The 12,919-nt window shown below is 63.2% G+C and carries 11 protein-coding genes; all 11 read right to left on the bottom strand.

Annotated elements, in window-relative coordinates; all coding sequences use genetic code 11:
• Window positions 1-67 precede the first annotated feature (67 nt).
• Genes QRN46_RS08740 through QRN46_RS08690 form a run of 11 tightly spaced genes read right to left on the bottom strand, consistent with a single transcriptional unit; the run spans window position 68 to window position 12,914 of the window.
• Complete coding sequence (locus QRN46_RS08740) at window positions 68-1,987, bottom strand: hypothetical protein (protein WP_285354542.1); 1,920 nt, start codon at window positions 1,985-1,987, stop codon at window positions 68-70.
• Window positions 1,984-3,303, bottom strand: a complete 1,320-nt coding sequence (locus tag QRN46_RS08735; RefSeq protein WP_011333459.1) for a lipopolysaccharide biosynthesis protein — start codon at window positions 3,301-3,303, stop codon at window positions 1,984-1,986. Before QRN46_RS08735 ends, QRN46_RS08740 begins: the two co-directional genes overlap by 4 nt.
• Entirely contained in the window at window positions 3,300-4,301 is a 1,002-nt protein-coding gene (locus QRN46_RS08730; RefSeq protein ID WP_011333460.1) for a polysaccharide deacetylase family protein, read from the bottom strand. Before QRN46_RS08730 ends, QRN46_RS08735 begins: the two co-directional genes overlap by 4 nt.
• Before the next feature lie 13 nt (window positions 4,302-4,314).
• Window positions 4,315-5,451 (bottom strand): glycosyltransferase, encoded by a 1,137-nt coding sequence (locus QRN46_RS08725; protein ID WP_201817602.1) that lies wholly within the window; start codon window positions 5,449-5,451, stop codon window positions 4,315-4,317.
• Window positions 5,444-6,412, bottom strand: coding sequence for a glycosyltransferase (locus QRN46_RS08720; protein ID WP_011333462.1), 969 nt, complete (start codon window positions 6,410-6,412; stop codon window positions 5,444-5,446). The genes QRN46_RS08725 and QRN46_RS08720 overlap by 8 nt, the downstream gene beginning before the upstream one ends.
• Window positions 6,409-7,779, bottom strand: a complete 1,371-nt coding sequence (locus tag QRN46_RS08715; RefSeq protein ID WP_011333463.1) for an O-antigen ligase family protein — start codon at window positions 7,777-7,779, stop codon at window positions 6,409-6,411. Before QRN46_RS08715 ends, QRN46_RS08720 begins: the two co-directional genes overlap by 4 nt.
• Window positions 7,776-8,828 (bottom strand): glycosyltransferase family 4 protein, encoded by a 1,053-nt coding sequence (locus tag QRN46_RS08710; RefSeq protein ID WP_373423143.1) that lies wholly within the window; start codon window positions 8,826-8,828, stop codon window positions 7,776-7,778. The genes QRN46_RS08715 and QRN46_RS08710 overlap by 4 nt, the downstream gene beginning before the upstream one ends.
• A 35-nt stretch (window positions 8,829-8,863) precedes the next feature.
• Window positions 8,864-10,456, bottom strand: a complete 1,593-nt coding sequence (locus QRN46_RS08705; protein ID WP_011333465.1) for a GumC family protein — start codon at window positions 10,454-10,456, stop codon at window positions 8,864-8,866.
• A 17-nt stretch (window positions 10,457-10,473) separates the two neighbouring features.
• Window positions 10,474-11,499, bottom strand: a complete 1,026-nt coding sequence (locus QRN46_RS08700; RefSeq protein ID WP_221615697.1) for a polysaccharide biosynthesis/export family protein — start codon at window positions 11,497-11,499, stop codon at window positions 10,474-10,476.
• A gap of 21 nt (window positions 11,500-11,520) precedes the next feature.
• Entirely contained in the window at window positions 11,521-12,168 is a 648-nt protein-coding gene (locus tag QRN46_RS08695) for a CpsD/CapB family tyrosine-protein kinase (protein ID WP_011333467.1), read from the bottom strand.
• Window positions 12,168-12,914, bottom strand: coding sequence for a sugar transferase (locus QRN46_RS08690; RefSeq protein ID WP_011333468.1), 747 nt, complete (start codon window positions 12,912-12,914; stop codon window positions 12,168-12,170). Before QRN46_RS08690 ends, QRN46_RS08695 begins: the two co-directional genes overlap by 1 nt.
• Window positions 12,915-12,919: the final 5 nt, after the last annotated feature.

Below are 12,919 nucleotides of genomic sequence, written 5' to 3'. Positions count from 1 at the left end.
GGTCGTGGCTCCTGATGACGAGTCATCGCGCGGCACAGGCCAGCGCGGCCGGACATCAACGGGGCGGTCATGAGGCGCTCCAGCGCAGGGCAAACAGGGTCTGTCCCGGCAGTTCGAATCGCACGCGGCCGTCCTGACAGCGAAAAGGCGCGTCGCGGCTGCGGTTGTCGGCGCCGAAATAGCGCAGTGCGCCGCCGCTTAGCGGGCATTTGGCTCCCGCCAGATCGACATGCTGCAAGCGCGTGCCCTTGTTCACGCCGAGCAGCCCGCGCTGATCGTCGCCGGCCATCGCCAGCACATCGACTTCGAACGCATCGTTCTCCAGCCACAACACCTTGTGCAGCCAGTGCTGCTGGATGAACTGCTGAGCCAGGCCCACCGGTTTCAACTCGAAGCGGTCATCGCCCAGCACCCGCAACATGCCTTTGGGGTACTGCGGCTCGTCGGCGGCCTGAAACCAGTTGAGCATGGTCAACAAACCGTCCTGGGAGGCGTTGATCACCACCGAGGCCCACCACAGCGAAGTGAAATGGGTTTCCTGATCGTAGGGGCTCAGGCTCGAGCCGCTGGACAGGTTGGTCTGGTCCAGCAGCAAGGCTTTGCGCGGTTGACCCTTGGCGTCGAGACCGACCAGATCCGCCGCCCGACGCACGCTGTCGCGGTATACGCGAGTGGCGAGCAGGTCGCGAATCATCCATTCGTGCCAGGCCAGCGCATCGACCTGATCGGCGGCTTCACCGAGCAGGCGTCGGGCCCAGTCGATGCCACGCTTGTTCGCGGCGTTGTCGGCGAACGGGCCGTTGACCAATCGCGAACTGGCCGGCATCGCGATACGCACGCCGGCCTTGGCATTGGCCGGGTCGCTGCGCACTTGCCGGGCCATGCTGGTGAAGATCGAACGGTATTGCTCGTAGCTTGAATAATTCAGGTTGGGCTCGTCGGCAAACCCGATGTAATGCGTGCCTTTGCCGCCCAGCGCACGGGTGCTGGCGAGCCATGCGTCGAGGCCGTTGTTGCTTTGCACGTCGGCGCGCAGATCGGCCTGACGCTGACTGCCGGCGAGCAAGGTGATGTCCTGGCGAATGCCGAAGCGATCCTGATAGACCTGGCGAAACGCATCTTCGAAGTGCGGTTGTCTCGCCGTCACGTCGACAAAACTGTAGTAACTGGCGGCCGTCGGTTTCAGCGCATCGAGCAGCGGATGACTGGCAGGCGGCGGCATCACGTAGGGCAGGGCGATGCCCAGATCCGGGGTGCGGCCGAGGACTTTGTCGTGCAGGGTCAGGCGCGTCTGGCCGTCGTCTTCACGCAGCGGTTTGAGCTGTTGCGGGGTCTGTGCAAACAGATTGGCCGTGCCGTCGAGCCAGAACGCCGCTTTGCCGCTGCCTTGCAGACGCAGGCGCCAGACCTGCTCGCGTTCGTTGACCGGCAACGCCACCTGATCGAACTGCCAATAGGCGCGATAGGGTTTCAGCGCCAGTGTCAGGGGCTGCCCGTCACCGACCCGCTGCGCTTGCAGGGCGCTGACCCCGCCGTGAAACTTGCCCGCCAAGATCGCGTGCTCACCGGCGGCGACCTTGAAATACAGTTCATCGCCGTTATGGGTTTCCGCACTGAAATGCACCTTGGCCGGGGCGAACAGGGCCACGGTGTTTTCGTCGTGTTCGACCCGGTAACTGCGGAAGCTGTAGCCGGGGATTTCCAGCTGATAACTCGCGGCCCCCGGCGCCAATGGCCAGCTCTGACCGCCACGGGTTTCACTGGCCTTGATGAAGCGCTCGCCCTGCAGTTGGCCCCGGCCGTCGAGCAGGAAAATGTGCTCTTCGTTGGCCTCCGCCTGCCACGCCGGCGCCCAGCGCACGGTCACCGTGTCGGGGCGATCTGCTTGCAGGTACAGGCTGCCGTCGCGAATGTCGCCCCAGCGCATCGACGCCGCGAAGGCGTCCAGCGACAGGCCGAGACCGAACAGCAGGGCCAGGCCTTTCATGCTGACTTCCGTTGTAAAAAACGACGCTGCAACATCAGCCACATCGGCGTGAGGTCGCTGGGCAGAATGATCAGGGTTTGCCAGAACGCCACGCCGCTCAATCGGCAGTACAACACCAGCATCGCCACGGTCACCGCCAGATAGGCAATCGACGACGCTGCCGCTGCACCGACGATGCCGTAGGCCGGAATCAGCAGCAGGTTCAGCGCAAGATTGAGCAGCGCACCGAGCCCCATCAGCAGCGACACCGTGCCGGGGCGGTTCTTGCCGATCAGGTCCAGGCGCAGGATGCTGGCATAACACAGGCCCAGCAGCCCCGGCAGCAACGCCAGCAGCGCCGGATACGCCGGTTGGTAGGCGACGCCGAACAGGGTGACGATCAGCCATTCGCCGATCACGGCCATGGTCAGGCAGGCGCCGAGCATCACCGTGGCGGTCAGGCGCAGGGCCAGCGGGGTGACCTTGTCCATGCCTTCGTCCTGTTGCAGCAGGCGTTTCATCAGCGGCGTGGTCACCGCTTCCGGGACGATCAGCAGCAGCTCGGCGGCGGCGCTGGCCATCGCGTAATGCCCCAGGGCTGTGCTGCCGAGCAGGGCGCCAATGAACAGGTAATCGGAACGCAGGATCACTTGCTGGAACAGCAGATCCGGATGGCTGCGCGCACTGAAGCGCAGCAGTTCGTTCTGGCTGGCGCGATCCCATTGCAGCTGCAACGGCTGCGCGCGTTTGAGCCACAGCCAGCCGACCAATACCACCAGACTGATGCCGGCCAGCCAACTGATCAGCGCCGCTTCAAGGGCCGCTTCTTTCCACATCCAGAACAACGCGAGAAACAGCAACAGCGGCGCCAGGGATTCCACCAGCCGCAAGGCATTGAACGCGACCACACCGCCGGACGCATTGTGCAAGGTCAGCAGACCGCTTTTGAGCACGGTCAACGGCACCGCCAGCAGCAACAGCCACGCCAGCAGACCGAGTTGCATCGTCACATCCAATTTACTGCCGAACTCGCGCACCAGCGCCACCACGAGCAAGGTCAGCAGCCCCGCCAGCAAACAGCCGAACACCAGCACTTGCGCGAGCAACAAGCCCATCGGCCGTTGCTTGGCCGCCTGATAACCGACCGCCGAATTAAGGCCGCCGCTGGTGGCTGCGCTGATCAGGTCCGGCAGGGTGCTGAGCAGGGCGAACAGGCCCCGTTCGCTGGGGCCGAGAATTCGCGCCAGCAGCACATTCCTCAGCAGGCGCAGGGCGATCATCGCCAATTTGGTGCCCATGCTCAGCGCCAGGTGCTTGAGGTAACTGCCTCGGCTCATGGCCGCGCTCCACGGTAGATCCGCCACGACAGCAGTTGCGGATTGCGCGCTGTGCGCTGGCTGACACCGAAGCGCGGCAGGTTCAGCGGATCGCCTGTGCCGCGATAGAGGCCGGTGCCGGTGCCGAGGGCGAACGGGTAATCGTGATTGGCAACCTGTTCGCGCACACGCTCATCGTTGTCCCCGTTGGGATAGCAATACACCGGCAACGGCCGGTTGCAGCCGTTGTTCAGGGCATCGCTGCTGCGGCTGATTTCTTCGCTCAGGCGCACGTCGTCCAGGCCGGTGAGGATCGCGTGACTGGCGCCGTGGGGGCCGAAACGCACCAGACCGGAAGACTCCATCGCCCGCACCTGATGCCAGTCGAGTGCCTGGGGTTGCGACTCTTGCGGGCACTCGTCGGTCAGGCGTTCGAGTATCTTCGGATCGAGCGCCTTGAGGCTTTGCAGATAATGCAACAGGGTCAGACTGCGGCGATCCACATCGATGTCGTCCAGCAGCACTGGCAACGGCTGGCCGGCGGCACGCAGGCATTCGATCAGGTGCGTGCGGGCTTTTTCACCATGACTGCCCCACAGGGTTTCGCCGATGCTTTCCCACCAGAAACGCTGCCGGCTGCCGATGAAATCGGTGGAAAGAAAAATGCTCGCCGGCACCTGATGTTTCTGCAGCAGCGGAAAAGCGTTGGCGGCGTTGTCGCGCCAGCCGTCGTCGAAGGTCAGCGCCACCTGCGGACGCTCGGTGCGCAAGGCATTGGGTTGCAGGATCTCCATCAGCGGCACGCAATCGAAATGCTTGCGCAGCCACACCAGCAAGTGTTCGAAGGCCTTGGGCCCGACGCACAGTTCGTTGCGGTGCGGCAGGTCGGCGGCGCGATCATTGGACAACACGCGGTGCAACATCAGGATCACACCTGCGCCTTGCAACTGGTTGCGTCCCACGGACGAGTTTAGATAGAGCCAGCCGCTGGTGCGTTTAATCAGTTGTTTGATCGCCATGGCTCGATCCCTCTCAACGGTTTTGGTCAGGGTTCCACTGGGCATAACGCTGGCCGCGCAGGAACTGCCACAGGCCGATGCTCATGCCCGCCAGTGTCACCAGCAGGAACGCCGCGAGGCGGAACGGCTTGGGCAAGCGGTGCTGCGAATCCAGCAGACCGGCAATCGCAATGGCGTAGCCGATCAGTTGCGCGATCAGGCTCAGGCGATAGAAACCGTGGTCTTCCCACAGCCAGAAATTGCTCAGCAGCAGCGGCAGCAACAGGATCGGCGCCAGACGGCGGATCAGCTTGTGGCTGATCAACGCAATCGAATACAGCCCATGCTTGAACGGATTAAGCAGTTCACTGCGTTGCGCCAGGCTTTGCAGGCCGCCGACCGTGACCCGCTGGCGCCGGCGGAATTGCTTGTCCGCTTCGTCGACGCCGTGGTCGATCACTTGCGCTTCGGGCACGTAGACGATGCGTTTGAATTTCACTGGCGCGCAGGTGCTGATGAAAAAGTCGTCATTGACCTCGGCCGGCACGTTCTCGAACAGTTCGCGGCGCAGGGCGAGCAGGGCGCCGTCGGCGGAGACCATGCAGCCGGTACGGTTCTCGACCCGGCGCAACCAGCCCTCGTAGTGCCGATAAAGGCTGTCGCCGATGCTCAGTCCGCCACCGGTGACCGGAATCACCATGTGCCCGGCGCAGGCGCCGACCTGCGGATCGCTCAGCGGCGCCAGCAGGTAGCCGAGGGTTTCCCGCGACCATTGGTTATCAGCGTCGGTGAACACCAGAATGTCGCCCGTGGCCAGGGCCGCGCCGGCATTCAGCGTGGCGGCTTTGCCCTGGCGGGGCAGGTCGAGCACGGTGATTCGCGGGTCGACGACCTTGTGTGCGCAGGCCACGGTGGCGTCGGTGGAACCGTCGCTGGCCAGAATGATTTGCAGGGTCGCCGGCTGATAATCCTGGGACAGCAGCGAGCGCAGCTTGTGTTCGATGTGCCGTGCTTCATTGTGGGCGGCAATGACGATGCTGACGTTCAGCGGCGGGGCCGGGCTGTGGCGCCACGCCGGAAACAGTGGCGCCAGCAGCGTCAGCAGTAGTGGATAGCCGACATAGGCGTACGCCGGCAGCAGCAGGCACATCCAGAAAATGAATTCAGCCACGGGCAGGCCTCCTGGCGTTCCAATGACACAGACTGAGAATGAACGCCGCGCCCGCCAGGTGCAGGCGCACCCAGTGCAGACCCCACAGTTGCAGGGTCAGGCAGACGTTGCGGTGCTTGGCGCTCTGACGCACGCTGAGCACCAGCCCCGGCACCAGCGTGAGCATCACCATGATCGCGGCGTGATGGGGGAAACCGTCGAGCAGGGCGGATATCGCCAGGAAATCGAGAATCCAGACGAAGATCGACAGCATCGGAAACCGCAACAGGCGCAGGCTGAAACCATGGCTGCGCAGCAGTTGCAGGTGACTGCCCTGGCGCCACAGTTCCTTGCCCATCCACTCGCGCCAGTTCATTTCGTAGCCCCAGTGCAGAGCCACGCTTTCATTGATCGAGAGCAGTCGCGCGCCGTGCTCGCGCAGGCGCAAGGTGAACTCCTTGTCCTCGCCCGTGCGCAGGGTTTCGTTGAAACCGCCGACCTTGTCGAACCAGCGCCGGCGCATCAGCAGGTTGGCGCTGGGCAGCCAGTCGACGACATGGCTGGTGTGGGTGGTCGGGCGCAAGGTCCGGTGCTGCCAGGCAGCGGCGTACCACGGCGCGGCGGCGGGGGTGTGCAGATCGAGACCGAAGACGTCGGCCTGGCCGCTGGCTTCGATGTCGAACAATGGACGCAACCAGTCTTCCGGCATTTCGATGTCGGCATCGATGAACGCCAGCCATTCCCCGGTGGCAATGGCTGTGCCGCGATTGCGCAGCGCACCGATCAGCAGGCCTGGCATCACCAGCACATGGGCGCCGAACTGCCGGGCAATCTGCGGTCCTTCGTCACTCGATCCGTTGTCCACTACGATCAGTTCACACTCGACATCCGCCGCGTGCGCCGCTTTTTGCGCGGCCAGCAAGGTGCGGCCAATGTGCCGGGCCTCGTTGTACATCGGGATGACGATGCTGATCCGGCTCATGTCCTGCTCTCCGTCAGCGGTGCCTGCTCGGCTTTCAGGCGCAAGACGCTGGTCATGGCGAGCATGATCCACAGGTATTTCTGGTTCGGCGCGCTGAGGAACATCAGGAACAGCGTCAGCGACAGAAAACTCACCCCCAGGTGGGTCATCAGATCTGCCTGTTGCCAGTTGCGCCGCAGCATCCATTCCTTGCGTGCGCGCATCAGGTTGTACAGGCCCAGCGCGAGCATGCCGACGAACATCAGGCCGGCAGGAACCCCCAGCTCACTGAAGATTTCCAGGTAGGTGTTATGCGCCCGGCGATACAGGTCGCCGATCTTGCGGTTGGCGGAAAACGCTTTGGCGTAACCGGTGGTGGCGTAGTGCAGCGGGAAGGTGCCGGGGCCGGAGCCGAGCAGCGGGTTCTCGCGGATCATCTGGCCGCCGACCACGATGTACGAAGCGCGGCGGCCGAGGGATTCGTCGTTGTGCCCCTTGGCGCCGGCGCTCAATACGCTGAGCGACTGGATACGGGCGATGTAACCGGCAGGCATCGCATAGATCGCCAGCGGAATCACGATCGCCGCGCCGAGCATGGCAAAGCCCAGATGACGCGGACGAATCCGTGCCAGTTGCGCACGGTAGTGCCAGCAACCGATCACCAGACTCAAGGCCAGCACCACGAGCCCGGAGCGCGATTCGGTCTTGGTCATGCCGCCGAGCAACAGCAGGCAGCAACCGCCCCAGAACAGCCGATGCAACAGGTTCGGGCTGCGGATCACCAGCAGCAGCCCCAGCGGAATGGCGAACGCGATGAGCAGGGCGAAAGCGTTGGGGTCTTCGAGCAGGCCGGCGGCGCGGCCCTGATCCTGGAATTTGGTGGAGAACATGGCCATGGCGCAGGTCGTGCTGACCGCCAGGGTCACCAGCCGGGCGAACAGGTCGAGGTTCAGCTCGCGGCCGATCAGCAGCGTGATGACGAACAGAATCAGGCCGACGCTGATTTCCCGCAGATGACCGAGCGACATGCCCATGTCATCGGTGTTCAATAGACTCAGAAAGTACAGAACCATGAAGGCGATCAGAAAGCGCCAGATATTGCTGCGCAGGCGATCCGAAGGGATCTGGTGCATCGCCAGTTGCAGCATCAGGATCAGGGCCAGCGAAGCACCGATCAGTTTGCTGCCGGACAGCGAACTGTCCTTGAAGAAACCCTCGAACGGTACCAGGGCGGCAATGCCGAGCAGGCCCCAGGTCGGTTTGCGGTACAACACCGCGAACCCCACCAGACCGAGCACTGCACCCGGCGCGAGGTAGGGCCAGGGACTGGCCAGCAGAGCAATGCAGGCCAGCCCCAGCAGACTGACGATCGAGAGCGGGAAAATCATGCGCGTGCCTCCCGTGCCGTGCGGATGTACAGCTGCGACCAGCGTTCGGCCAGGGCCTTGAGGTCGTAGCGGTCCTGTTGCGTGCGTTTTGCGTTATCGCGCAGTTGCCGTGCCAGTCCGGGCTCGGACAGCAAGGTGTCGAGCTGACGGGCGAGGGCGGCGCTGTCGGTCGGGGCAGCGAGCAAGCCGTTGTGGCGGTTCTCCAGTACATCAGGAATTCCGCCGACGCCGAATGCCACCACCGGCACCCCGGCCTGCATCGCTTCCAGCAGAATCATCGGTGTGCCTTCGGTGCGCGAGCTGATCACCAGCGCATCCAGTTGCTGCCACCAGTGCCGCATGTCGGTCTGGTAACCCGGCAAGCGGATGCGCTGCTGCAAACCGGCGGCGTCGATCCGTGCCTGCAAGTCTTCGCGTTCCGGGCCGTCGCCGAGCATTACCGCGTCGAGTTGCGGGTGCTGGTGACACAGCGGGATCAGCGCGTCGAGAAACAGATCCGGGCCTTTCTCACTGCTCAGGCGCCCGACGTAGCCGGCGAGCCAGCGTTGTCTTGGCGCATCGGAAAGCAGCGCGGCGGCTGCCGGCAATCCGTTGGGGATCACCTGCAACTTTTCCGCACGTACGCTGGCCTGACGGTGCAACACCGCGATGCTCTCGGCGACGCACACCACTCGATCCACCGACGCCGTGCGGCACAGTTGCAGACTCAGCCAGGTGTAGAACTTCTGCTTGCGGCTGCGCGGGGTGAAACCGTGTTGAGTGATCACCAGCGGCAGGCGCAACAGCGTGGCGCCGACCCAGCCGAACAACAGGCCTTTGAAATTGTGGGTGTTGATCAACGGCTGTTCACCGCGCCGCTGACGCAAGTGCCGCAGCAGGGCAGCGAGCCCTGCGCAGCCTTGTGCGTCGACGCCGGCCTCGCGAAAGCGCGCGATCAGTTCCGGCGGCGCATCGAGGAACAGCACCTGGTGCTGCCCCGGCGTCGCCAGGCAATGATCGAGCAACATGCGCTCGGCCCCGTAGAAGCCACCGCTGCTGAGCAAATGCATGATCGGCAGGGCGGCGTTCGGGGCGGACGGCGTGTTCAATTGCGCACCCAGTGTACGAAGCTCGGCACGGTCCAGTTCTTGTGCGGGTTGCTCGGCTGCGCGTTCTGGTCGTTGATCACCAGCAGCACCGGCAGGCCCAGCTCGTGGCTGATTTGCGCCGGGTGTTTGAAGCGGTGGTCGAAGAACTCACGCACGTAGACCAGTGCAATTGCCAGCAGCAGACCGGTGAACAACCCGAACGGAATGATCAGCATCGGTTTGGGGAACGCCGCTTCGGTCGGCTCGAACGGCGGGCTCAACACCCGGGCGTTGGACAGGTCATCGCTCAGCGAGCGGGTGGTGCTGCTTTCCGCAAAACGCTGGGCGTAGGTCGAGAACGCGGCGTGCAGGGCATCGATTTCGGTGTCCATCTGCCGCAGCTTGCTCTGGGTTTGCTGCAACTCGTGGATGCGGTTCTTGAACTCGGCGATGCGCGCGGTTTTCTGATCGATCACCTGCTGGACCACCGCCAGATCGTTAGTGCGTTCCTGGATGCGGTTGCTCACCACCTTGAGGAACTGCTGACGGGTGCGGGCAATCTGCTCGCGGGTCAGCAGCATCGGTTCACTGCCGGGCTGGAACACCGCCAGATCGTTCATGTAGCGGCTGACCTGGGTGGTCAGTTGCTCGCCCATCTGTTTGATTTCCCGATCCTCGAACGCCACGTTGTCGACGGTGGTGGTGAAGGTGTAGGGGAAGGTGTAGTCGTTGAGTTTGCTGTTACTGGCAGCGGCCAGCGCGGTCTTGAGGTATTCGAGCCAGCGCTGGCTCTGCAGCAGGCGGTCACGATACAGGTTCAGCGCCTGCTCTTCGGTGTTGATCGCGTTGAGGCGGAAGGTGATTTCCTCCTTCGGATCCGACGCGCCGACGCTTTCCAGCAGCGCCTGACGATTGCCTTCCAGTCCATCGAGGCGCACCTGATAGAGATGCTTCTTGGTTTCGTAGAAGGACTGCGGCAAATCGATCGATTGCAGCGCCTGACGGCTCACCAGGTAGTTCTGCAACAGGGCAGCGACGAAAGTCGTGCCTTGATGCGGGTCGGGGAAGCTGTAGACGATCGAGATCACGTTGGAGCCGGGCAGGGTCTCGATTTTCAGGCTGTCGATGGCTTGCTGGGTCAGCGCATCGAGCGCGGTGTCACGCACCGGATCGGTCTCAAGCCCCAGGGCGTTACGCACCGGGTTGATCACGTACTGGCGCAGCGGCGAGCTGATGTAGCGCTTGAACGGCTCGCTCACCAGTTTGTTGAACATCCCGGGCGACGGGGTGTATTCGCCCTTGTCACGCAGTTCGCTGATGGTCTGCCGGATCAGCGCCGGCGAACGCAGGATATTGCTCTCGGTCTCCATGTCCGCCAGCGACGGCGGAATGAAGGTGGCGTTGTCCACGGTGAGCGACGTGGTGGCGTCGCCCTGCGACAGTTTTTTCGACTGCACGATCACCTGAGCGGTGATATCGAAGCTCTGTTTGAGCAGCAGCGGCAGCACCAGCGCGATCACCGCAAAGATCAGGAACACTCGCTTCACCAGTTGCTTGTTGGCGAAGAAGATCCTGAAGAACTCATGCAGGTAGTTTTCCTTTGGATTCATGATCGGTCACCTGAGAGTCAGTTGTTGTTGCTGTCTTTGTTGTCGACGCGGTAGCCGAAGCTGAAGCCCACGCCCTGGAACAGCACCACGTCGGCCAGTTGCCGGGCGAGTTCGCCAGCGCTGGCCAGCTTGGTTTTCGGCACGTACAGCATGTCGTCCGGTTGCAGATAGGCGATTTGCGGCGCCTCGCCCGACAATGCTTTCTCGACGTCGTAGCGCACGGCCTGCACCTGATTGCCGTTTCGGCGCATGATCACCACCGAATCGAGCCGCGCCTTGACGTTGGTGCCGCGCGCCAGGGTCAGCGCCTCCAGCACCGACACCGGCCGGCGGATCGGGTAGGAACCCGGCTGGCCGACCTCGCCCAGCACGTAGATTTCATTGCCGGCGGTGGATTTGAGCAGCACGTCCACGGTCATCCTTCCTGGCAGTTGCGCGTACTTCTTGTTGAGGAACGCTTCGAGCTGGTTGACGGTCATGCCTTGCAGCGGCACCGCGCCGATTTCCGGGAAGCTGGCGTAGCCGTCGGTGCCGACCGTGATTTCGCGGCTCATGCCGGTGGCCGGGTGGTTGAGGGCGCTTTTCAGGTTCTGCTCGTTGGTCAGCGGGCTGATGATCTGCACCGTCAACTGATTGCGGTTGGGCTGGAACAGTTGTTTGCGCTGGTAGGCGCGCTGGATTTCCTGGCGTGCTTCTTCGCTGGTCAGCCCGGCGATTTTCACCGAGGTGTTGGCGCCCGGCAGTTCGATGGTGCCGTCCGGCAGCACCAACTGGTTGCCGTTGAGCTGGCTGGCGGCGGTGAAGTTCAGCCCGATCTGGTCACCCGACTGCACGCGGTAAGCGTCCGAGCCGCTGGTGCTGATGTGGAAGATCACGTCCAGCACATCCTGCGGGCGCAAGGTCTGCTCGATCTTCGGCATGTCGGTGGCCTGAGCGTTGGCCGGGGTGGCGGTGAGAATGTTCACCGGCATGTTCTGGGTTTCGGAAGTGCTCGAGCAACCTGCAAGCGGCAGCATCAGCAGAACCAGTATCTTGGCGTTCATGGCGTCATCCCTCGCGTTTGCTTACAGGTTTTTGTAGAGCCATTTGGGCATGTAGTACTTGCGCCGGTTGAACACGCTGCCGACCACTTTGGCTCCGGCCTGGGTCAACCGTTGCACGGCTGCTTGCGCGACTTCCCAGCGGGTGTCTTCGGCGCGTACCACGAACACCACGCCGTCGACCTGGGTGCTGATGACCAGCGTGTCGGCGGCCGAATACACCGCGTCGCCGTCGATCACCACAAAGCGGTACTGAGCGCCCAGTTGATCCAGCAGCGGGCTCAGACGCTCGGCAGTCAGGTGTTCTGTAGTGCGGATCGGACGACCATTGGGCAGCACATGAAACGGCAGGCTCGACACCTGCACCACGCAGTCCTGCAGCAGCGGCGGGTTGTCCGGGTTGAACAGCAGGTCGCGCAGGCCGCGCTCCTTGCTCAGGTTCAGTTGCTGGGTGAGGTTGCTCGCCGACTGGCTGGCGTCGACGTACAGCACCTGGCCGCTGCTCATTTGCGCCAGTTGACTGGCCAGCGCCAGGGCGCTGGTGGTGGTGCCGGCGCCGGGGTTGGCGGCGGTCAGGAACAGGATCCGCAGATCCAGGTCCAGCACGGTCGAGGTCAGGTTCGACTCGCTGGGGCTGGCGATGCTCAGGCTTTTGTTGGTTGAACCGTCCATTAGCTTGCTCCGTGGCCGCTGAATACTTTGAAGGGGGTTTTCAACAGAATCTTCAGATCAAGCAGAAGGCTCTGCTCGGCGATGTAGCTGAGGTCCAACTCAACGCGCTGGTCGAAGTCGATGTTGCTGCGTCCAGAGATCTGCCACAGCCCGGTCATGCCCGGGTAGATCGCCAGACGGGCGAGGTGACTGTCCTTGTAGCGGTAGGCGTTGAACGAAGTCGGGCGAGGGCCGACCAGGCGCATGTCGCCGGTCACCACGTTGATCAGGTTAGGCAATTCGTCGAGGCTGGTACGCCGCAAAAAACCGCCGATCCGGGTGATGCGCGGGTCCTGGTCGATCTTGAAGTCGATGGCGTCGGCACCGTGCTTGTTCAGGTGGCGCAGCGACTCCTTGAGCTCTTCGGCGTTGGCGACCATGGTCCGGAACTTGTACATGCCGAACTTGCGCCCGCGATAACCGGTGCGCTTCTGCACGAACATCACCGGGCCCTGGCTGGTGAATTTGATGACCAGCGCCAGACCGATCAGCAGCGGCGAAATCATCAGCAGAATCATGAGTGCGCCGAGACAGGCGACCACTCGATTGGTGCGCGACAGTTGCCACGGCCGACCGCCGTCGCGACCGGTCATCCAGCCCTGGCCCTGGCGATGGATTGCCGCGTCCAGGCGCATTCGCTGTTCCGGATCCATGCGTTTGTCACGCACCAATTGTTGGATCGGTACACCTTTCTCATGTCCAGTCATGGAGT

It is taken from the genome of Pseudomonas sp. lyk4-R2A-10, from assembly GCF_030209075.1.
Taxonomy (GTDB): Bacteria; Pseudomonadota; Gammaproteobacteria; order Pseudomonadales; family Pseudomonadaceae; genus Aquipseudomonas; species Aquipseudomonas glycinae.
The sequence above is the reverse complement of the archived record's forward strand: the minus strand, read 5'-3'. Positions and strand labels throughout refer to the sequence as shown.